Origin of the sequence: Providencia sp. (assembly GCF_040396775.1) — a bacterium.
Lineage (GTDB): Bacteria > Pseudomonadota > Gammaproteobacteria > Enterobacterales > Enterobacteriaceae > Providencia.
Window position 1 is genome coordinate 212578 of the sequence record NZ_JBEBNT010000004.1, and the last position, 22925, is coordinate 235502.

The window sequence follows — 22925 nt, forward strand, 5'->3', positions numbered from 1 at the left end:
GGAGCAATGTTGATGGAAAAAGTCATCACCGTCTGCCCGTATTGCGCCTCAGGCTGTAAAATATACCTGAAGGTGGAGAACGGGAAGATCATCGGCGCAGAGGGCGCAAATGGTCACACCAATGAAGGGGAGCTCTGCCTAAAAGGCTATTATGGCTGGGACTTCATTCACGATACGAAAATCTTAACGCCTCGCTTAAAAAACCCGATGATCCGTCGTGAACGTGGTGGCAAGCTCGAAGTGGTTTCATGGGAAGAAGCAATTGAGTTTGCCAGTTCTCGGTTACTGGCAATTAAAGAAAAATATGGCCCTAAAGCCATCATGACGACCGGCTCATCCCGTGGCCCGGGTAATGAAGCCAACTTTGTGATGCAAAAATTTGTTCGTGCAGCGGTCGGTAGCAATAATATCGACTGTTGCGCGCGTGTCTGACACGGCCCTTCGGTTGCAGGTCTGCAGCGTTCGGTCGGTAATGGCGCCATGAGCAACTCAATTGTCGAAATTGAGGATACCAAATGCATTTTTGTCTTCGGTTACAATGCCGCAGACTCACACCCTATTGTCGCTCGCCGAATTTTAAAAGCGAAAGAAAAAGGGGCTCAAATTATTGTTTGCGATCCGCGTTATATTGAAACCGCGCGCATTGCAGATATTCACTTACCTTTGAAAAATGGGTCAAACATTGCGTTACTGAATGCGTTTGCCCACGTGATCATCGAAGAAAACTTGTATGACAAAGCGTTTATTGATGCACATACTGAAAAATTCGAGGAATATCGCACCTTAGTCGCCCCTTATACCCCTGAATCAGTCGAAGAAACCACGGGTATCAAAGCAGAAGACATTCGCAAAACGGCCCGCATGTATGCCAAAGCAGAAAGCGCGACGATTTTGTGGGGCATGGGCGTCACCCAGTTCTATCAAGGTGTTGAAACCGTTCAATCCCTCACTAGCCTTGCGCTACTCACGGGGAATTTAGGTAAACCGCATGTTGGCGTTGGCCCTGTTCGGGGTCAAAACAACGTACAAGGCGCCTGTGATATGGGTGCACTGCCAAATACCCTGCCGGGCTACCAATATGTGTCGGATACCGCTGCACTGGAAAAATTCGCTCAATTCTGGGGCATTGAAAGCATGCCCACAGAGAACGGTATACCCCTGAGCGAAGTGCCTCACTTTATTGATGAAGGTGTGTTAAAAGCTCACTATGTGATGGGGGAAGACCCACTACAAACAGAGCCTGACCTTGCCACTATCCGCCGTACTTTCGATAAGCTCGAGCTGTTGATTGTCCAAGATATCTTTATGACCAAAACCGCGTCCATTGCCGACGTGATTTTCCCGGCCACGTCTTGGGGGGAACATGAAGGGGTGTATACCGCCGCTGACCGTGGTTTCCAACGCTTCTATAAAGCAGTTGAGCCTGTCGGTGACGTGAAAACAGACTGGGAAATCATTAGCTTAATGTCAACGGCCATGGGTTACCCAATGCACTACAACAACACCAAAGAAATTTGGGATGAATTACGTGAATTGTGCCCGATTTACTATGGCGCGACCTATGAAAAAATGGCGGACTTAGCCTATATTCAATGGCCGTGTAAGACATTAGACAGCCCCGGCACGGAATATTTGTACGAAGGTGGTCAATTCGACACGCCAAATGGCAAAGGGCAATTCTTTACCTGTGATTGGCGCCCACCGATTGACCAAGTTAGTGCAGAGTACCCGATGGTATTAGCGACTGTGCGTGAAGTGGGTCACTACTCTTGCCGCTCAATGACGGGTAACTGCAAAGCCTTGGCAGCATTAGCGGATGAACCTGGTTTTGTGCAAATCAATACCGCAGATGCAAAAGCGTTGGGGATTAAAGACCAAGAGCTGGTTTGGGTGGCATCACGGCAAGGTAAAGTCATTACTCGAGCCAATATCAGTGACCGACCTAATAAAGGCGCGGTATATATGACTTATCAGTGGTGGATTGGTGCCTGTAATGAGCTCGTGGCAGAAAACCTCAGTCCAATCACCAAAACCCCTGAATATAAGTACTGTGCGGTACGCGTTGAGCCTATTGCGGACCAACAAAAAGCCGAGTATTTCGTTGTTCAGGAATACACGGGGATTAAACGCCGGCTACGCGAGGCAGCAGAAGGCCTTTAATTTGCGTTAAATAATCAATTAAGCCAATGGTCTTCATCAAACCATTGGCTTTTTTATTTGGTTAACTAATAATGTGTACATTAATAAAATATTGATAATTTGTTATTTAGTCTGATTTCAAAAAAATTAAATAATATTTGAATAAATTTAATCGCAGTAATGACCTTCAAATATAAATAATAATTAATTTCATTAAGGAAATTATTATTTATTTTCATGTTACTATCCATTGTATGAAAATAACGATAATCAGCCTGATAAATATAATCAAAAAAATAAAGAATTAGAATAAATCCTGAACTGAGATCCCCAACCGCTGCATGCGTGATAACAATGTGGTGCGTTTTAACCCTAAGCGAGTTGCAGCCCCTCTTGCCCCAGCGACCACGCCGTTTGTCGCCCGTAGCGCCGCAATAATGCGATCCCGTTCTTCATCATCACTTTCAGGGGCAGCGGTTTGCATACGTTTTTCTATGGCGCTGGGCTTTTCAAAAGCATTTTTAAGGCGTGAAGGCTTTGGGATATTCAGTTCATGCAGCTGTAAATTCAAGGTATTTCCACGGGTTAAAATCACCGCTCGCTCAATCACATTTTCCAACTCACGGACATTACCCGGCCATGGGTACAATGATAGCTGCGCCAGCGCCTCACGGGGAATACACTCAATTTTACGGTTCATACGCTGCGCAATTTTTTGCGTAAAATGGGTGGCAAGTAGCGGAATATCTTCAGGCCTTTCACGTAGCGGCGGGATAATAATCGGGAACACATTCAGCCGATAATACAGATCTTCACGGAACTCACGCTCATCCGTCATACCCTTTAAGTCACGGTTCGTTGCCGCAATCAGCCGTACATCCACAGGAATAACTTTGTTGCCACCAATACGTTCTATTTCACGCTCTTGCAGCACACGAAGTAATTTTGGTTGTAATTCCAAAGGCATATCGCCGATTTCATCTAAAAATAGCGTGCTTTTATCCGCCATTTCAAAGCGGCCAATGTGCGTGGTGGTTGCTCCCGTAAACGCGCCTTTATCGTGACCAAATAAGTCACTTTCCAACAAACCAGACGGAATAGCTGCACAGTTCATTTTAATAATTGCACGGCGATGTCGGTCACTTAACCGATGAATAGCGCGGGCGATTAGCTCTTTACCTGTTCCTGTTTCCCCTAAAATCAATACGGTACTGTCGCTACGCGCCACCAAATCCACTTGGTCGAGCACATTACGCATGGCGGCACTTTGAAAAATGATTTCACTAAAACTTTCGTTGCCATGAATTTGTTCATTTAGCCAAAGATTTTCATTTTTCAAACTGTCTTTTAGGCGAGTAATTTCGCCATATGCCGCCGCGTTATCCACCGCAATAGCAAAACGCGCCGCAATCTGTTTGAGTAAATTGCAGTTATCATCAGTGAAAATGCGAGTATCTTCATGGGATAAAACTAAAACACCAAGGGGTTTATGGTTAAATGCCAACGGTAATAAAAACGTCTCTGTCATTCCTTGGGCACATAGGTGCTGGTACAGTGGGTCTTCGGTTGATTGGTCAAGGGCCAAGCGCATAGACTGATTACTTTCAAGCACTTGTGTTAAATCAGGGTGTAATTCATTTAAGTGGTATTGGCTCTTTTCGACAGGTTTTCCGCGGCGGTGATGGCTTGAATAACAAAGATATATTGCCGAGCTATCATTATCACACAGAGCGATACTAATTTGGCTAATACCAAAAAAGCGGTAAATTTCCCGGGAAACTTCGGCAACTAATCCATCCATTTCTAAATGTGATAAAACGGAATTAGTAATATCTACCAGTATTCGATATTGGTCGCGTTCATGGCGTATACGTTCATTGCTTTCAGTGATCCCCACAAATACCCCATTCTTTTTAATCATTTCCTTGAGATGTTATAAACACTCAAACTAATGGCCATTGATATAATTAAACATCAATACGACACCAAATAAGATTATTGTAATGACTCTAAAGAAAAATAATATCATTGTCTGATTTAACTTTGATCCAATCCCCTATTTTTACCCGGTAAATTAAATTTCAATATATACAATTATATAACGAATCAATATTAAGCTTCGTCATTATTGTCGAAAGCGTGTCGAATATATTTATTCTCTACAAATGTAGCGCCTAATTATTTATTAATATATTGATTTAACTAAATTTAATTATTCCATCAATTTGGCACGATCCATGCTTATACCTGAGTATCTAAATTGAAAACAAGTACATCGGAATGTTGAATGTATTGTCATCATCTATTATTCAGGAGAGTAGGATGAACCGTTTCATCATTGCAGATCCCAAAAAATGCATTGGCTGCCATACTTGCGAAGTCGCGTGTGTGGTGTCCCACCAAGAACAAGAAACGGGGATCGCTACTGTCGTCAAAGATGAATTTTTCCCGCGTATTCATGTATTAAAAGGCTATACCGTCAGTACGGCGGTGGTATGCCGCCAATGTGAAGATGCCCCGTGTGCCAATGTGTGTCCGAATGGCGCAATCAGCCGTAAGGACGATTTTGTCTATGTTAACCAATCAAAATGTATTGGCTGTAAAACCTGTGTCATCGCCTGCCCTTACGGCACCATGGAAGTGATTAGCCGCCAAGTCGACCAACAAGTGACCGCCCTCAGTACCATCCCACAATACCGCGCTGAAGCCCATAAGTGCGATTTATGCCATACCCGAGAAGGCGGCCCTGCTTGTGTGGAAGTGTGCCCAACCGAGGCGTTGATGGTTGTCGATAGAAACCGTATGGATGAAATCGTTAAAGAACGCCGACGCCGTGCTGCCTTTGAAATCCCGCCGGATATCCTGCTGTAAGGAGCGTGCCATGCATGAGGTTGCATTATGCCAAAATGCCTTTGAAATCATAGAGCAACACGCCAAGCAAAACCATGCCCAGCGCGTCACAGGGGTGTGGCTCGAATTAAATGCGGTCTCCTGCGTCGAAGAGTCAGCGGTGCATTTTTGCTTCGACATTATTTGCCGCAATACCCTTGCGCAAGGCGCTACGCTCCATGTGTCTACCGTACCTGCGCAGGCACAATGCCGCGATTGCCAACGTACCGTGCAAATCACCCAATTTGAAGCGGGCTGCCCACACTGTGGCAGCCGAAACTTACACGTGGACAGCAGCAGTAGCATGCAGGTCAAACAAATTGAAGTTGAATAATATTCTATGTAGGAGTTTGTTATGTGTTTAGGCATCCCCGGAAAAGTGGTCAGCGTAGGCGAATCCCCGATGGATACCGCCCAAGTTGAAGTTTGCGGCGTCAAACGCGATGTGAATATTGCGCTGGTATGTGAAGGGGAAACTGCGGCAATGATGGGCAAATGGGTGCTTGTCCACGTGGGCTTTGCGATGAGCATTATTGATGAGCAAGAAGCGCACGATACCCTTGCCGCACTCATGGCGATGGAAGAAGTCGAGGAAGATGTAGGCTACTTTTTACGGGGCAATGCTTAAACCGAGGACAAATCGCAGCGCCTCACCGCACTGCGATCCGCCCTTAGGGACAGAGGCTCTTGCCTAAAATGGCTTTAATTCGAATAAAAATCAACCATAAAAGATAAACAGCCCCTAGGCGTTTATTCTCCCTCAAACAGGGTAAAACCGCCTAACCCTTGCCACTGAGGTAACGCGGCATACACTTGCTGCACTGCCGAAATCACCCTCTCATTCATTGGCATATAAAAACCCACTAAGTCCGGCTGAATACCCAAGAAAATAATCTCTTCGATATCCTCTTTTAATTGGTCGATTAAAAAATTTAAAGGCAAATTATGAGTACTCATGATAAACATTTCAGCGATATCATCGGGGTCAATAATTCGTATTTCACCCGGTGCTAAGCCAATATCGGCGGCATCCACAATCAACAAGCGCTGGGGTTTTAATGCACGCACTTGGTGAGACACACTTTCAGGGCTGCTCCCGCCGTTAATCGCCTGCCAGCCATCAATCGGGTTGGCTTCCATTAAATCGAATAACATCGGCCCTGCACCGTCATCCCCCATCATGCTATTCCCAACAGCCAACATCAGGTTTTGTACAGAGGGTTGGTTTGATTCGGCTAATACCTTGTTTTCAGCAAATTCATCACCTAATGATGGGGAACCTTGTCGAGTGGTATGCCCCACGCCCTGCCGTTTCACAATCAAATAAATCGCGGGTTCCCGCTCAATTTCGCCGAGAAGCTGAATGAGCGTTTCGCTCCACGCTTGGTAAGGGGACTGCGGGTCTTTAGCAAAACCATCTAATGCCAGCGCCAACATATTGGTGTGGGTCGAGTCGATATTAATTTCACCAAAGGTGATTAAGCCTTGTAACTTACGACGAGCCTCCCCCTCAGGTAAGGCTTGAACCCAAGACTGATAGCCCGCTAGCGAGCAGACTAGCTCGGTTTTTAGGCAATCAATCATCCCAACGTGGTGACCTATCGCCAACGAGTAATACATCACTTGCTGGGCATCTTCTGGAATGTCATCGTCACTGTCGACAAACTTTTGGCGCAAAGACCAAAAAAAGACTTCGCCTTCCGTTGGCGAAGGGCTAGCCGAAGCTGGACTAGTCATGAATGCCTCCTTGCTTCAACACAGCGACTAAACGGTTAACAATGTCACGCAAACGGGGGTCTTGATCTTCGTTGAGCCACGTTTGTAATGTGCTTTGAACTTGGGCTGGGCTCGCGCCATCTAATAAGGATAAAAACCGGTCGCTAATTTCACGGCCTTGGTAATAACCCGCTTGGCGGCGCGCTTCACGTTCGATCATCACCCGAGTAGCGAGCGGAATTGATGGCAATATCAGCTCAACACGCTCATCCTCGGCTTCATGGTGGTCTTGCGCTGACAATTTTTGCTTCAGCAACCCCAGAGCCACGGCAAAGCCATAAATGGTCGCCGCAGGGGTTGGCGGGCAGCCAGGGATCCACACATCGATAGGCACGATGTGCTCGCTACCGCCCCACACGCAATACAGATCATGAAAAATACCGCCACCACAACCGCACGCCCCATAGGAGATACAAATTTTTGGGTCGGGTGCGGACTCATAAGCCCGTAATGCAGGCATGCGCATGGCGCGAGTGACCGCCCCAGTGAACAGCAAAATATCTGCGTGGCGAGGGGAGGCAACCACTTTGATACCGAAGCGTTCTGCGTCAAAAACGGGGGTAATTGCTGAGAAAATTTCGATTTCGCAGCCATTACAGCCGCCGCAGTCAACACGGTACACATAGGCGGAGCGCTTGATGTCTTTGAGCAGAGTACTTTTCAGCTTAGCCACTTGCTCATCCAATTGGATAGGCTGGCTAACGTGATGATTAATAGGAATATCTGGCAGACTCATTATTTACCTCCCTCAATGTGCAGGCGGAAATTTTGGCGGCCATTGTTCAGCAAATTATTTTTTTGTTTACAGGATGGGCAGGTTTCATACATCGGGCGTAGCGCTTCAATACCGCGTTCTTCAATACCTGACGCCACCATTAACGCCATCGCGTAATCCACCGATTTTTTAGGGGCGAATGCTTCGCCACATTGGCGGCAATGTTGTAAGCGAAACGTGCCTTTCATATACAAATCAGCCTTGTTCATGACTGCCGTTTCGAATTCTTCCGTTAAATGGATGGCGCGAGTTGGGCACACTTCTTCACAACGGGCGCAGTAGATGCAGCGACCAAGAAATAGCTGCCAACGACGCTCACCGCTTGCTAAGTCAGTTTCCATGGTTAACGCATTAGCAGGGCACGCGGAAATACAGGCGCCGCAGGCAATGCATTGCTTCGGGTCATATTCAGGCTTACCGCGAAATCCGTGAGCCACTTCGAGGGGCTTGAACGGGTATTTCACCGTCGCCGTTCCTGCATGTTGAAGGGTTTTAAACAGTTTAAACATAATATGCCCTCCGCCTATTTCATTATCGACGTTTTACGGTCGATGCTGTGCTGCTCAAGTTCTTTGTATGCCACGGTTTTGGCTTTGCGTTTTTTCACGTCCACCAGCGTCACACGGTCAGTACAAGAGTAACAAGGGTCAAGGCTACCAATAATCAGCGGCGCATCGGAAACTGTATTGCCTTGCAACATATAGCGCAGCACTGGCCAGTTGGCATAGGTCGCCGCACGGCAGCGCCAGCGGTACAGTTTTTGGTTATCCCCTAACATGCTCCAGTGGACATCCTCCCCGCGCGGCGCTTCCGTATAACCCAATGCAAATTTATGGGGCTGATAGGTAAAGCCTTCTGTAAGGATTGGCCCTTCTGGCATGTTATCCAGCGCGTATTCAATCATCGACAAGGAATCCAGTGTTTCTTTAATGCGTACCATCACCCTTGAATACACATCACAGCCATCAAGGCTGAATAAGGTTTTTGGTAAGTTGCCATAATCGGCAAATGGATGATCAAAGCGTACATCGCGTTTAAAACCGCTCGCGCGGATCATCGGCCCCACAGGGCTGTAATCACGGGCAATTTGTGGCTCTAAACGCCCTACGCCGACAGTACGTTGTTCCATATTTGGCGTGCTCAGTAACATATCCACCAATTGGGTCACATCACGGCGCATCTCCTGCACCAACTGAATGGTTTTCACACGCTGTTCTTTGAGGAAATCACGGCGAACGCCGCCAATCAGGTTAGTCCCATACGTTTTACGTGCGCCAGTTAGCAATTCCGCCATGGTCATGGATTTTTCACGCACGCGAAAAAACTGCATAAACCCCGTGTCGAAACCGGTAAAGTGGCTCGCTAAACCAATATTCAATAAGTGACTGTGAAGACGCTCGACTTCTAAAAGCACGCTGCGAATGGTGTGCGCACGTTGCGGCACATAAATACCAAGGGCATTTTCCACCGAAGAGGTATATGCCACGCTATGGGTAAAACCACAAATGCCGCAGACACGGTCAGATAAAAACGTGACTTCGTTATAGCCCATACGGGTTTCTGCCAGTTTTTCCATCCCACGGTGGACATAGAACATACGGTAATCCGCATCGACAATACGCTCGCCATCAACGAATAAGCGGAAGTGCCCAGGTTCATCGGAGGTAATATGCAGCGGACCAATGGGCACAACGCGGCTTTGGGTTTTGCTGTCGTTAATAAACTCGTAGGTTTCGGTATCTGTGGTTGGCGCTGGGCGTTGGCGATAATCCATGGTGTCTTTACGAAGCGGGTATAAATCCTCTGGCCAATCATCAGGCAGTACTAAGCGACGTTCATCAGGTAAGCCAACGGGGCGCAGCCCGTACATATCGCGAATTTCGCGCTCCCCCCAGACGGCCGCAGGGACACGCGGCGTCACAGAGGGGAATTCTTGGGTTATTGGGCTAACAAAGGCTTTCACCGTCACCCAACATTTCTCCCCTTCTTCCATGGAAAGCGCGTAATACACGGCAAATTGGCCATTGAGTGGGCGTTCATCATTGCCCCATAAAACTGGTAACCAACCGCCACAGCCGTAGTAAAGAAACTCCACCACCTCAGGTAGTATATCCGTTTTCACGGTAATGGTGAGCTGATTAGCGGTCTGCCACTCTTCATCCAGCACCGCATGGGGAAATTTCTCGCGCACTTGTTCCAGATAGCCAACGCCTTTGCGAACGCCTTGAAGGGTATCTGTATAGTTCTGATAGCTCACGTTATTTCTCCTGCACTGATGCGGTAGAGGTGCTAACACCCCACGGCCATTGGTAATGTAATTGAGTTGATTCTGTTGAGGCTGCCGCGCTATCGGTTAATACAATGGTGGCGGCATTTTCGAGTAAGCGGCTAACCGATTGTGGAATGTGGGTTCCCATCACTAACATCAATACGATGAGAATTGCCATTGGCAAGGTAGTTAAAATACCCAACTCACCACGAGACACACAGTCGGGTTGCTCACCAAATAAGGTTTTCGAAATCATGCGCACCAATCCGCCTAACACGATAGTGATCAACACTAAAACCAGCAGGGTTAACCAGAAATGGTTAGCGGCGATCCCCGCCACCACTATCATGAATTCGCTGAGAAAAATATTGAATGGCGGCATACCGCCCAAAGCCAATGCGCCGCCGGCAAACACCACTGCCGTAAATGGCATGGTACGCAGTAAGCCTTTCACCACGGTGATATCCCGCGTGCCATATTTCAATAAAACGTTCCCTGAACCGCAGAACAGCAAGGTTTTGCCCAAGCTATGGTTCAAGGTATGCAGCAAGGCCGCTAACACCCCTAATGGGCCACCAATCCCTAGTGCCACCGCAATTAGCCCCATATTTTCCACACTGGAATAGGCCAGCAGGCGTTTCATGTCTTTTTGCACTAAGATGAAAAACGCGGCAACGGCCACAGAGAGCAAACCAAACACCAGCAACAACGTTTGAGTGAATTCGCCACCAATCGCGGAGGTCACGATAATGTAGTAGCGAATGATGATCAGCAGCGCGCAGTTAAGCAGTACCGCAGAAAGTAACGCAGAGGTTGGGCTTGGCGCTTCACTGTGCGCATCGGGTAACCAAGCGTGCATTGGGAACAGACCCGTTTTGGTACCAAAACCAATCAGCACAAAGACAAATGCTAAGTGCATCAAAGTTGGGTCGAGCAATTCCGTGTATTTCAGCACTTCGGTCCAGAAAATGGCGAGCTCTGGGTTTGGCATCACATTGACCGCATTGGCGTACACTAAAATTGTCCCGAACAGGCCAAATGCCACGCCCACGCTACAAATAATGATGTATTTCCACGCTGCTTCCAGTGACGAACGCTGCCCATAAATACCCACTAAGAACGCCGAGCTCAGTGTGGTTGCCTCCACTGCCGCCCACATTAAAATCAGGTTATTACTGGTGATCACCAACAGCATGGTAAATAAGAACAGGTGGAAGAAACCATAGTAATTACATAGGGTTCCTACACTGATCTCCCCATCAGCCACTTCATGATTCATATAGCCAATGGAATACAAACCCGTTAAGAAGCCGACAATACCTAAGATGGCGAGAAATAACCCAGCTAGGCTATCGAGGTGGATCCAGTTCCCCGCCATCAGCAAATCACCGACCTCGCTGATGGTATTGACCATCCACAGTGACAAAACCAACAGCGCCACAATGCCGACGGTATGCACCAGTGTAACGGCAGGTTTTGCACCGCTGCCCAGCAATTGGCACGCAAAAGCCAAAAGTGAAATCACCAGTGGCGTTGCCATTAATAACGTTAACAACATACTTTGACTCATCTCATCACCCCTTCAGCGCGGTCAGTTGATCCACGTTCAGTGTGTTGAGCGTGCGATAGATTTTACGCGCCAGTACCGCCATGATAATCACGGCGAAAATCGCATCGGTGGCGATACCAATTTCCACCAGCTCAGGCGCTTTATAAGCCAGTAGAGCCAAGGTCAAGTGAGAGCCGTTTTCCATCAAGCAGTAACCAAACGCCTGTTTGAGGATATTGCGCTGCGTGACGATGCACAGTAGACCTAACATAAAGTGACCGAGGGAAACCGCCAACGCAGGTTTTAGCTCCGTGGCAATCGGTAATTTGATAGGCTCGACCACAAACCAGCACAACACCACAATCACTGCCGCGGCTAACATCAACCATGCAGGGCTGATCACCCCGCCATTGGCTGACGGGTCTGACAGCTTACGAAATGCATAACCTAAAATCACAGGGACTAAAATCACCTTGGTGATAAATGCCGACCCCGCCCACATCGCAAGTTCAGGGGCATGGAGGGTCTGGGACAAGGTGCCAAAAATCGCCACTAACACCAGCGATTGCAAGGCATAGAACCAGCATGAGGTCACAGGGCGCTTCGCCCCGATAACCAACAGCGAGGTGATCATCATCAATCCCGCTAAATTATTCACAATCATGGAACCAGTCATACTTTCTCTCCCTTAATTGAGCCAGATGACGGCTATCACGCTCGAACCGAAGGACATCACGATCAGCAAACCAATCACCCACTGCATTGCCCATGGCACAGCACTGCCGTTTGCCACGTCTTCACTTGGCTCACCGGGCACCACTTTGCCGAACCAGTACAGTAGCCATGCAAAGCTAGCGACCGATTCAATCAATACCAGCACCATAATTGGCGTTAAGATCCAGAAGTGTTCAGAAAGGGCGAAGCCTGCCGCGAAGATAGGGAATTTGCTGAAGAAACCGTTAAGCGGTGGTACCCCAGCAATTGCCAGTGCGGCAACACAAAAACCAACACCCAACAGTGGGTAACGTTTTGCTAAGCCGCGTAAACGTGGCAGCATCCGTGTTCCGCAGCTATAGCTCAGCGCACCTGCAACGAGGAAGAACAAGCTTTTGGCGAATGCGTGGTTGAAGATATAGGCGATACCGCCTTGGAAAGCTTCTTTCGACCCAAAAACAGATAACGACAGGGCAAGGAAGATGTAAGCCAGTTGAGTGATGGTTGACCATGCCAGCAGGCGTTTCATGTCTTTTTGTGGCAGGTACATCATAAAACCATACACCAGCGTGATAACTGCCATCACCACACCCACCCAGCCAATGATTTCAGGCACATGATCCGAGGACATCAAGCTACGGGCGAAGATATACACCCCGACTTTCACCATCGATGCCGCATGTAAGTAAGCACTCACTGGGGTAGGTGCTTCCATGGCATCAGGCAGCCACGCTTGCAGAGGCAGTTGGGCTGATTTCCCCCACGCAGCGAATAAAATCCCACCAAACACAATCAAACTTGCAGACTCATTGAGCTGACCAATGGCGTTCAGTGCAAATGTCCCTGTGTTGATAAATAAAGTGGCCGCGGCTAAATACAGCCCTAACGAACCAATATGGGTGATCAACAGCGCTTTCATCGCACTGCGTTGGGATTTTTCAGTTTGGTAATAACCAATCAGTGCCCAAGAGCATCCACCCGTAATTTCGAAGAAGACTAACTGGCCTAAAATGGTGGACGATAGCACTACACCAGCCATTGCCCCGATAAATATCAGCAAGAATGCGTAATAACGACGAGTCGGCCCATGGGCGTGCTCCCTGTTCCCCTCAGTTAAATAACCCGTTGAATACAAACAGATTAAAAAACCTAAGAACACGACTGCAAAGGCAATCAACGTGCTAACGCCGTCAATGGTAAAGCCGAATAGCGCGACATCGCCTGCTTGGATCAGGGTCAGCGTAGTGGCAACTTTACCACCGGATAAATATAGCCAGCCGAGTATCCCCGTACCGATTGAAGCAATCAGTGCAACAACGGTGCTCAGCCACGGTGCCATACGAGTGGGTAAGCTACTCACCAGTAATGCGCCAATAAAGGGAATAAGTAGCGTGGCGAGTGCAATATTTTCTAACATGCTGTGTCGCTCCTTATAGGCCAGTGAGGTAAAAAACGAATCCAAGTGCCGCAACACCGAACCCTAACCACGTCACATGGTGCGTCAGTAAAAAACGCCCACGCGCCAGACTGTTTTCCACCAGCGACGCCAGCACAAAAATCACCAGTAATTTCACCAGCAACAGCACTAACGCAATCAGCAAGCTGCCCACCGTCAACACACTGGCATTACCAAATGGGAAGAAGATGGATAAAAACAGTACCGCCACAATCACTTGTTTGAGGCCAATGCCCCATTTCACCAATGCTAAACCTGAACCTGAGTACTCCGTTAATGGCCCTTCTTGGAGCTCTTGCTCTGCTTCTGCCACATCAAACGGGATTTTCCCCATTTCAATAAAGGTGGCAAAACCACACGCTAACAAGGCTAAAAAAGTGGCGGTGGGCGAAATCCAGCCTTCATTCATCACCGAGCTAATAGTGCCGATATTGGTTGAGCCGGCAATCAGCGCCACCACCAATAGGCCAAGGAATAAAATCGGTTCGACTAACACCCCAAGCGTGAGCTCACGGCTTGCCCCAATTCCTGCGAACGGGCTACCCGTGTCCAAACCTGAGAGTGAAAAGAAAAAACGGAACAGCGCAAAAATGTACAGCACGATAATTAAGTCACCCGCCCCGCTAAACAGTGAGTTCAACGTGAAAACGGGCAAAGCCATCGCCAACAGCAGCATGCTGCCAAGCAGCACATAGGGCATGATGCGAAAAATAGCTCCTGAGTCACGTGGCGCAACAGATTGACGTTTTAGCAGCTTGGTAATATCGCGATAATCCTGCCAAATACCGGGGCCTTGGCGCGAGTGCATTTTGGCGCGAATTTGCCGTGAAATACCGGTGAATAACGGAGTTAACAGCAGCAAAATAACGGCTTGAATTACGGCAAAGAGCCCCATCATCAATGTCGGTGTTTCTTGAATTGTCATGGTTTCTCCCCTTACGCCGCTATCACGACGAGCAGCACCACTAACGCAGCAACGACATACAGGCAATACAACCTGAAGTCCCCGCCTTGTAAGCACTGCATGCGCTTCGCAATTCGATTAATACAACGGACGAACGGATAAATAATTTTTTCATCCCAGAAAGGCTCAACTTTCCCCGCCCCTGCTTTCGTGACTTCTAAGGTTTGCGCCAACCGTGCCGATGGGTCGAGTTGCTCACGCATACGGTATAGTGGCGCAAACATAGAACGCAGCGGTTGAGTAAAGCCCCCCGCAGACACTGACATGTCTTTTTCCCACGCGTAGCCACATGCCCACGCATCGCCTTTGCGGCGAAAGCCCATTTGTTTGCCTTTGAATGCCAAGTAAATAATGAACGGAATAAGCGGTAAGGTGAGCAACAGAACGAAGGTCATCGCTGGGGAGATCATCGCTTGTGCCGCGCTATCTGGCATGAGCATTGCCCCTTGAGCAACAGTAATATCCGTGGCGCTAGTTAATGACATCGCCACATTCGCCAATACAGGGGCTATCACACTGGCACCCACACCTAAAACCACACAGATAGCCGCTAAAATCAGCATCGCCGCAGTCATTGTCCAAGGCACTTCCCGCGCTTTGGTAGCTTGTTCGCTACGCGCGCCGCCACAGAAACTGACCCCGTACACTTTCACAAAACACATCGCCGCCAATGCTCCTGTGATGGCTAACATCACAATAGCGATAGGGCCACTGATACGCATGATGAATGTGCCTTCGTGGCTCATTGAGAAAAGAGATTGATAGGTGTACCACTCACTGACAAAACCGTTTAAAGGCGGTAATGCTGAAATCGCCATACAGCCGATTAAAAAGGCGGTTGCCGTCAATGGCATTAGTTTCGCTAACCCGCCCATTTTCTCCATATCACGGGTATGAATACGGTAAATCACCGCTCCAGCCCCAAGGAATAGCAACCCTTTAAATACCGCGTGGTTGAGCAAGTGGTAAACCGCACCGAGCAGGCCAATAGTCGCCAGTACTGGCATGTTATTTGCCATACCGACCATGCCAACACCGACGCCCATCAAGATGATCCCGATGTTTTCAACGGTATGCCAAGCCAGTAAGCGCTTGATATCGTGCTCTGCCAGCGCGTACATGACTCCAAGGACAGAAGACACCGCACCAAAGGCCAAGACCACTATGCCCCACCAGCTTTGGGTTGCGCCTAACAGGTCGATACCCACTTTGATGATCCCAAAGATACCGATTTTCACCATCACCCCTGACATCAAGGCAGAGGCATGTGACGGTGCTGCGGGGTGAGCTTGCGGTAACCAACTATGTAATGGGAGCATCCCTGCCTTGGCGCCAAAGCCAAAAAATCCCAATAAGAACACGACCGATGCCATGGTTGGTGAAAGCGTGAGTTGACGGAAGGAATCAAAATCTAAGCTGCCACTTTGCCGCCACATTAAGAAGAAGGCTATCATGATAAGAATCGACCCTGCGTGGGCAATAAAGAAATACAGCAGGCCAGCGCGAATCGATTTGTCGTCTTGGTCAGCAATAACCAGGAACCAAGACGCGAGTGACATCATTTCGAATAAGATAATGAAATAAAACGCATTATCCATTACCACCAAGGCCACCATCGAGGCGATAAACAGATTGAGAAAGAAGCCCATGCTCCACGCACCACGTCCATAATATTCTTGAACATAATTCAGCGAATACAGGGCGCTGACGGTGACCAACAACGAAATCACCATCACCATAAAGGCGGCTAAGCTATCCATTCGCACCACAAAATGGGCAAAGGGGAATGGCCCTTGTGCCATATACGTCAGCACTTCGCTGTTCATTAAAACGGGAATGGCACTGCATAACCCCAATAAACCACCGATAATCGCCGAAATCCCCGCCACATAAATGGCAATTTTTTCTTGGCGCTTAAACAGCAGCGAGGCAAACCCGCCGACGGTATATAAGGCAATTGACCACAAAAGTAATTGAAGCGCTGTCATGTTAGAGGTTCTCCTGCCGTGAGACAAAAATGTCGAACTCTGGCGGCATCGCATCGACAGACGCATTGCGGCGTTTCGCACTTTCGTTTTCCAATTGGTTTTCCTCAACCAGATGGAGGGCATCGGTTGGGCAAACCTTCACACATGCAGGGCCATCTTCGCTAAAATCACATAAATCACATTTCACGGCGATATTGCGAATACCCGCATTCCACGCTAAGAATGGGTTCATGGTCGGCAAGCTGTCTGGCACATCGAGCAGCATTTCTTTTGGCACATATTGCTCAAAGAAATCAGGCATATCGACAGGTTTACTGCCCGAAGGCGTAATCGCCCCAAACGGACATACTAGGCCGCAAAGCTTACAGCCAATGCACAGACTTTCATTCAACACGATCATGTCATTTTCATGTGTAATCGCATTCACTGGGCACACCCGCGCACACGGTGCATCATCACACTGACGGCACAGCATCGGGGCGGTTAGCTCTCCTACTTTCACCACACTTAGTCTCGGATGTGATTGTAATCCCTGTGCTTTATGTGTTTCTGAGCATGCAGCCATACAGGTATTACATCCGATACAGAGTTGCGGGTCGGCAATCACAAAGCGATTCATTCGCCTTACCCTCCAATCAAATTGGTCGAATTATTCATATTGATGGAGTTGTATTAGCATATTTCATGCCAGAAATAATATTGTTATTAATCAAATTGTTATATTTTACGTCATACCTTTTCGACAGTAATGACGATAAGGTGGAAACAAGGCAGGAAACTTAATATAAGGAGGGTAATAATAACTATTTGAAATATTATCACATAAAAACCAGTCTGATTTTTTCAATTTAAATGTAAAAAAACAAAATATAAACCTGTAAAAATACTTATATTTTCATTTTTTAAAACTAATCGCTAAAACTGAGGAAAATGGAGTGACAAATAATAAATGTGATCTAATTCTAATAAAATACTATTGGATTTATTATTCAGTTATTTATAAATCTATATATATTTATTTTAATCATTATTAACGTAAAATACGGATAATTAAAACTGATTAATGGAATAAAAAATGACTGACAAGATAGAAATTTTCTTAGACCTGTCCTCTTCACTAAACAATCAATTTATCGACATTGAGAGCCATCAAAATCTACAGATTGACAGTTTTAAACAGATTGATAATTTATTGACTTCATTTAAGGAGTTTGCATCTAAAGAAAACATAATAAATAACGTTTATGATAGCCTTTATCTAAAAAGAAAGAATAATACCATTTTTATCCATGGTGAAAGAGGAGCGGGTAAAACAACGTTTCTTCATTCTATTTTAGCTAAATACAAATCTGAAAATAAAAAGTTCATCTCTTTACCCTTAATTGACCCTACTCTCGTTGAAACTCACCAACATATATTAATCGATATTGTCACCAAACTCACTAACCTAGTTAACAACTCTCTAACCTGCTGTAAAGACGAGAATAATCATCATAAATTTAGAGAAAGCCTTGAAAAAATGGCTAATGGGTTAAAGCTTTTATCATCTCCAGACGATAAAATTCGATACGATGCAGCTAGCTTTTTAGAAGCTGCAATCAGCAAATCATCAAGCGGCCAGTCATTAGAGCAGAATTTTCATGAGTTTATTGACACTATAACTTCAATACTAGGCTGTGAACTTTTAATTATCGCTATTGATGATGTTGATACCAAAACAACAAAAGCAAAAGAAGTTTTAGAAGTGATTCGCTGCTATTTAACCCATCCTCAGCTTGTTATTTTACTTTCTGGAGACTTAAAACTTTACAGTCATATCGTTAAAAATACCAAACAAGAGGAAGTTGCATCAAAAACAATGTCTGATAATGAAGACATGCTCGTAGAGCAACTAGAACAGCAATATTTACTAAAATTATTACCTGTAGATCAACGAATTAATTTAAAAAAACTTAGTGATATAGAAAAAACTTATCCTATAACAATTCGGCATAAAAATGCAAACCCAACATTAAAAATTAGAGGACTTCTTGAAGATTTATTATTAAAATCATTACACATCAATAAACAGCACTTAAGCTCTCATATCGATTTTATTTTAAACCAACCCGTTAGAACAGTATTACAGCTTATGAGAAGCCTGCTTGAAGCAGAAGATAATAAAGAAAATAAAGAAAATAAAGAAAATAATCCTTCCGAGATTTTTAAACAAGCATTATATCATGGGTTTATTGGTTCATTTGTAAAAGAAAAAATGCAATTGGATAATATTTCCCAATCTTCACCCCATATAAACTCTATTTGTTTTGAACTGTTTAAATTACTCTATCGCCATGGTGAGTTAGAGACGGGATACTATGCAAGACCAGATAGCAATTACGACCAGTCTGGCTATAATGCCGCAAAATTGTATATTTCATCCGCAATTTCAAATGTGTTCTCTAGTGAAAAAAATGGTAACAATAATATTAGCAATGTATTCAAAATGATGCTCGCTGGGGGGGCAGTTTCAAATATTTATCTCACCTATGTTGCTAATAACTTAGAAGAAAAACATACTTTTGATGATTACCTTGATTATATAGGGCTTAACCGTAATGAAAGAATTACCAGCTTAGCAGCACATTTTAGCCCCATAATATTAGATAAGTATGACCCGGTGAAAAGTAAAGCGATCAAAGCAGGTGTTATTAGAACACCAAGACGAAAACCATCGACATTTAATGAAAATATATTTGAGAATTTGCTTAAGAATGTAGGAAATACATCAAACAAAAGAATTCCATCGCTAGAATCATTAGCTAAAAAGCATGATAATAACGATTGGGAATTTGTTGATTATGTAGCTGCAAAAACAATTCTTATTTCCTCTCACTATGCAACAACAACAACTGAAAATAGGGACTACATTTCAATCTATGGGCTTTTAGCATCTCTTGCAGAATTACTTGATGATAATTCAGATGCTAACTATACAATAGAAAGTTTAACACCAATTCAAACCTATATTTACCCTACGTTTCTTTCAGGAAAAGATACAGGTGATAAAGATGATTCTGATGATGATAATGATGATAGAGAAGTACAAAATAATTCTAGCAACCACTCAGCCAAGCTTGAAACATTAATTCAGGAGTGGAAAAAAACACCATTAAATATTGAAGTATCATCACTTTTAATTGGAAAAATATGGGCTAGATTAAACTACACTTTAAATCAAATATCCGAAAAATCAATTGAAAAACAGCAATATAAAATTAAAATAGAAAAAAAAGAAGAAACAGGAACCGAAACAAAAACAGAAATAGGAACAGAAACAGAAACAGGAACAAAATATGATATTTTATTAAGCGACTTATTTTCAAGATACGTATGGGGGTTAATAAACGCCACACTAATCGAAGAGTTCCGCTATAATAAGTCCTTAAGTAAAGATAAATTTGATGTTTTATCAAAAGCTAGGAATACAAATACAACACCTGATGAATTAGTGAAAAATTTAAAGTCAATTGAGTCGAGTAATATAAATTTCAAAGAATCTTTACCTATTACCTTCAAGTTAATAACATGCCCATTATTATGGCCATTTATTTCCAACACATCAAAAAACTCCACATTTGAAATAACACTTTATGAAGAAATAAAAAAAATATTTAAAACGGATCAAGAGTCAAAATTTCTCGATTCTTTCAATTCTTTCAATTCGGAGATTGAAAATAAGAACATTCTTCAATTAAGCATTGCCGCCCTGCCTATTATGGGCTGTTTCAAAAACTAATTTAGGGGCTAATATGTTTATTAACACGCATTTACTTTCAGAGCCTAAACTCTATGAAATGCTATGCCACACATTACCAGATATAATGTGTGGTTACTCTTTGATTAAAGATCATGCTCCACGTATCAAACAGATTGCTTATGCGAGCTGGCATCAAAGTAACTCTGTGCATATCGACCAAGTATTTCATCAACATTGGGAAAATTTAATCGCAAGAAAAGAAGAAGAAAAATCGCTTAGCCGTGCACTACTCAACCAAGTTGTTCGCTATCATTTTATCCCTGATAGACGATACATCGCAATCAAAACTAAACGCTTTTCAGAATGGCAAAATTGGCTCGCTGATCAATCGGGCTTACCTGTTATTGCTGCAAGGATAGAAAGTTTTGGCCTCTTAGAAAATTACCTTAAAAACCCGATAGAACGGCGCCTAAAACTCAAGGGCTTACTGGGTTTTAGGACGTTAGTTTCGCCTATCCACCCTTTGGTTGAAGACTATATTGAACAACATGGCTTAAATGAAAGCCATATGCATTTAAATGGCACGACGCCGTTAGAATCAATATGGCATTTTTCATTATGTCACCCAGAAACTATTCTCCATGACTTAGAATCTGAATACGAAAAACCTCGAGTCCAATTATTGTACTCTACCAATAGTGTTTTAAATCACCCTAAGCACTATGAAAAACTCCTTAAGATTGCACGAAGGCTACGCCAGTTCCTACTCGCGTGGGTACAATCACACCCACAACTCGATGTATATAGGGATTCGGTTTATCAGATATTAAAGAAAAATAATTTATCTTTTAATCAAGACTCAGTTTCTTTTTTCCTCGAAGAAAATTTCTTTGAGCAAGAAAATTGCTGGCAGCATATTGCTGAAACGGATCTTCATATTTCTATACTAGGAAAACTAAAAGAAACCCCTTCAGATACCTATGATATCTGTTATTTGCTCTATCTTTTATGCTTAAATAATTTTCAACGCATACTCGTACAGCGTAGCGATCAATATGGATTTGACCAATTCCAAAAATTTGCTGACGATGGAATACGAGAAAGTTATGAAAAAGATTATGTCGCACGATTTCACCAGCTACACGGTGCTAAAATAAATGGCCGCCCTGATCTAGCAACACTTGAAGGCCGATTTGCTCCCAAAAATACATTGGGAAAAAATGAGCAAATTATTAGTGCAATACTGCAAGGTTTTTTATCCTATGCTCAAGGGAAAAACTTACTAAATACTACTAGCAACTTGAATAAACTTGCAGAAGATGTGCTTAGCTACAAAAGACCAAACTTGAAACTCGTTGCTCATTTCATAAAGTTACCATGGAAGAAAGAAAGTGGTTACCATCATCACATTGTAAGACAAAAAGTGATGGAAAATGCATACATACTCTTCGAATTATTAAATAGTAATCCCAAGTTAAAAAATATCATTACAGGGATTGATGCTGCTGCAAATGAGTTAGAAACCCCCCCTGAAGTTTTTGCAGAACTATACCGCTACAGTAGGCGTAATGGTATGCAACATTTTACTTATCACGTTGGAGAAGATTTTGAACATCTTTTAAATGGCATTCGTGCGATATATGAAGCCATTATATTTTTAGATCTTGAAAATGGCGATCGCTTAGGGCATGCTACTGCAATCGGAATTTCGCCAGAATTTTGGATATCCCAAATGCCTGATAGCTTATTCTTAACTCAAGGTAGTTGGTTAGAAAACTTGCTTTTCCTGCGCTACATCTCTTTAAGTGATCCATCTGTAAATTTTTCACTTTCGCATTTAGAATCAGAAATCAGCCAGTTATCTTATAAAATTTTCAATAAAAATATCGCATTAGATGATTTACAACAATTCTTTAATTATCGAGGGCTTTCACCAGAGATAGTTCAAGATAAATTAAAAAATGCGAATATTCTTCATTTAGGATCAAAAAATGAAGAATATGATTTAGTTAAAAATATTGATAACAGAGTTCTAGGAATTTTAGAAGAACGTTGGTTCAGCAGAGATGTCATTAAACAATATGAGCAAAAAAAAGAATTTGAACTTAACGAAGTAACAAGTGAGATGCTGATTAAAGCACAACAGTTTGTTCAAGGAATCATCGCTGAAAAGCAGATTATAATAGAAACACTCCCTACCAGTAATGTTCGTATCAGCCATTATAATTCAATGAAAGAACACCATATTTTTCGCTGGATTCAGGTTCCAGAACGCATTATTGATGGAGACAAAAAAATGATTGTTTCTCTGGGATCCGATGATCCTGGCATTTTTGTGACTGATATGAGAAATGAGTTTTACCATATTTTCTCAACATTAACTGAAGAATATGGGTACTCCGAAAGAGATGCATTAAATGAAGCATCAAAAATAAATGAAAATGGCCGGATTTATCAATTTAAAGGGCCAAGTCACTCATACTCCCCCCCTGTATTTACCTTAGCTGAAAGATAATTTTGATATAGTTAGAGCTTAGTTTTTCTAAGCTCTAACTCCCCCTATTTTTACATCATTATTTTTAATTCACGCTTTATTTATTTCTTTATTTGATTCATTTTAAATATGCATTTAATTTGCAATAAATATAAAATCCGACTTAACTTATA

General features: G+C 44.2%; 17 protein-coding genes and 1 pseudogene. 6 read left to right on the forward strand and 12 right to left on the reverse strand.

The window, feature by feature from the left end:
• Window positions 1-12 precede the first annotated feature (12 nt).
• Window positions 13-2160, forward strand: a complete 2148-nt coding sequence (gene fdhF, locus ABWP91_RS07450; RefSeq protein ID WP_353242729.1) for a formate dehydrogenase subunit alpha — start codon at window positions 13-15, stop codon at window positions 2158-2160.
• Between the two features lie 283 nt (window positions 2161-2443).
• On the opposite strand, the gene ABWP91_RS07455 is transcribed toward fdhF, so the two are convergent.
• Window positions 2444-4060 (reverse strand): sigma 54-interacting transcriptional regulator, encoded by a 1617-nt coding sequence (locus tag ABWP91_RS07455; protein WP_353242730.1) that lies wholly within the window; start codon window positions 4058-4060, stop codon window positions 2444-2446.
• A gap of 401 nt (window positions 4061-4461) precedes the next feature.
• Here ABWP91_RS07455 and hydN point away from each other — a divergent pair, with 401 nt between their 5' ends.
• Genes hydN through hybG form a run of 3 tightly spaced genes read left to right on the forward strand, consistent with a single transcriptional unit; the run spans window position 4462 to window position 5656 of the window.
• Window positions 4462-5010 carry an electron transport protein HydN gene (gene hydN / locus ABWP91_RS07460; RefSeq protein WP_353242731.1) on the forward strand — a complete coding sequence of 183 codons (549 nt, stop codon included), beginning with the start codon at window positions 4462-4464 and terminating at the stop codon, window positions 5008-5010.
• A 10-nt stretch (window positions 5011-5020) separates the two neighbouring features.
• Window positions 5021-5362, forward strand: a complete 342-nt coding sequence (gene hypA, locus ABWP91_RS07465) for a hydrogenase maturation nickel metallochaperone HypA (protein ID WP_353242732.1) — start codon at window positions 5021-5023, stop codon at window positions 5360-5362.
• A 21-nt stretch (window positions 5363-5383) separates the two neighbouring features.
• Window positions 5384-5656 carry a hydrogenase maturation factor HybG gene (hybG, locus tag ABWP91_RS07470; RefSeq protein ID WP_353242733.1) on the forward strand — a complete coding sequence of 91 codons (273 nt, stop codon included), beginning with the start codon at window positions 5384-5386 and terminating at the stop codon, window positions 5654-5656.
• Window positions 5657-5778: 122 nt separating this feature from the next.
• On the opposite strand, the gene hycI is transcribed toward hybG, so the two are convergent.
• The 11 genes and pseudogenes from hycI to ABWP91_RS07525 form a co-directional block, all read right to left on the reverse strand.
• Window positions 5779-6231, reverse strand: a complete 453-nt coding sequence (gene hycI / locus ABWP91_RS07475; protein WP_353242772.1) for a hydrogenase maturation peptidase HycI — start codon at window positions 6229-6231, stop codon at window positions 5779-5781.
• Between the two features lie 114 nt (window positions 6232-6345).
• A pseudogene (locus ABWP91_RS07480) lies at window positions 6346-6765 on the reverse strand (formate hydrogenlyase maturation HycH family protein); the annotation flags it as partial.
• Window positions 6758-7540 (reverse strand): NADH-quinone oxidoreductase subunit B family protein, encoded by a 783-nt coding sequence (locus ABWP91_RS07485; protein WP_353242734.1) that lies wholly within the window; start codon window positions 7538-7540, stop codon window positions 6758-6760. The pseudogene ABWP91_RS07480 and the gene ABWP91_RS07485, both read right to left, overlap by 8 nt.
• On the reverse strand, window positions 7540-8088 hold the full coding sequence (hyfH, locus tag ABWP91_RS07490) for a hydrogenase 4 subunit H (RefSeq protein ID WP_353242735.1): 549 nt from the start codon (window positions 8086-8088) through the stop codon (window positions 7540-7542). The genes ABWP91_RS07485 and hyfH overlap by 1 nt, the downstream gene beginning before the upstream one ends.
• Before the next feature lie 14 nt (window positions 8089-8102).
• Window positions 8103-9836: a hydrogenase large subunit gene (locus tag ABWP91_RS07495; RefSeq protein WP_353242736.1), complete on the reverse strand. Its 1734-nt coding sequence runs from the start codon at window positions 9834-9836 to the stop codon at window positions 8103-8105.
• A gap of 1 nt (window position 9837) precedes the next feature.
• The gene (locus ABWP91_RS07500; RefSeq protein ID WP_353242737.1) at window positions 9838-11418 is read right to left on the reverse strand and encodes a hydrogenase 4 subunit F; all 1581 of its coding nucleotides are present in this window, start codon (window positions 11416-11418) and stop codon (window positions 9838-9840) included.
• Window positions 11419-11422: 4 nt separating this feature from the next.
• Window positions 11423-12073, reverse strand: a complete 651-nt coding sequence (gene hyfE / locus ABWP91_RS07505) for a hydrogenase 4 membrane subunit (protein WP_273803478.1) — start codon at window positions 12071-12073, stop codon at window positions 11423-11425.
• A gap of 12 nt (window positions 12074-12085) precedes the next feature.
• Window positions 12086-13528 (reverse strand): hydrogenase 4 subunit D, encoded by a 1443-nt coding sequence (locus tag ABWP91_RS07510; protein ID WP_353242738.1) that lies wholly within the window; start codon window positions 13526-13528, stop codon window positions 12086-12088.
• 13 nt (window positions 13529-13541) lie between these two features.
• Window positions 13542-14492: a respiratory chain complex I subunit 1 family protein gene (locus tag ABWP91_RS07515; protein ID WP_353242739.1), complete on the reverse strand. Its 951-nt coding sequence runs from the start codon at window positions 14490-14492 to the stop codon at window positions 13542-13544.
• Between the two features lie 11 nt (window positions 14493-14503).
• Window positions 14504-16519, reverse strand: a complete 2016-nt coding sequence (gene hyfB / locus ABWP91_RS07520; protein WP_353242740.1) for a hydrogenase 4 subunit B — start codon at window positions 16517-16519, stop codon at window positions 14504-14506.
• Between the two features lies 1 nt (window position 16520).
• Window positions 16521-17138, reverse strand: a complete 618-nt coding sequence (locus tag ABWP91_RS07525) for a 4Fe-4S dicluster domain-containing protein (protein WP_219244801.1) — start codon at window positions 17136-17138, stop codon at window positions 16521-16523.
• Between the two features lie 456 nt (window positions 17139-17594).
• Here ABWP91_RS07525 and ABWP91_RS07530 point away from each other — a divergent pair, with 456 nt between their 5' ends.
• Together ABWP91_RS07530 and ABWP91_RS07535 are read left to right on the forward strand one after the other, a co-directional pair.
• Window positions 17595-20297 carry a P-loop NTPase fold protein gene (locus tag ABWP91_RS07530; protein WP_353242741.1) on the forward strand — a complete coding sequence of 901 codons (2703 nt, stop codon included), beginning with the start codon at window positions 17595-17597 and terminating at the stop codon, window positions 20295-20297.
• Between the two features lie 13 nt (window positions 20298-20310).
• Complete coding sequence (locus ABWP91_RS07535; RefSeq protein ID WP_353242742.1) at window positions 20311-22773, forward strand: hypothetical protein; 2463 nt, start codon at window positions 20311-20313, stop codon at window positions 22771-22773.
• Window positions 22774-22925: the final 152 nt, after the last annotated feature.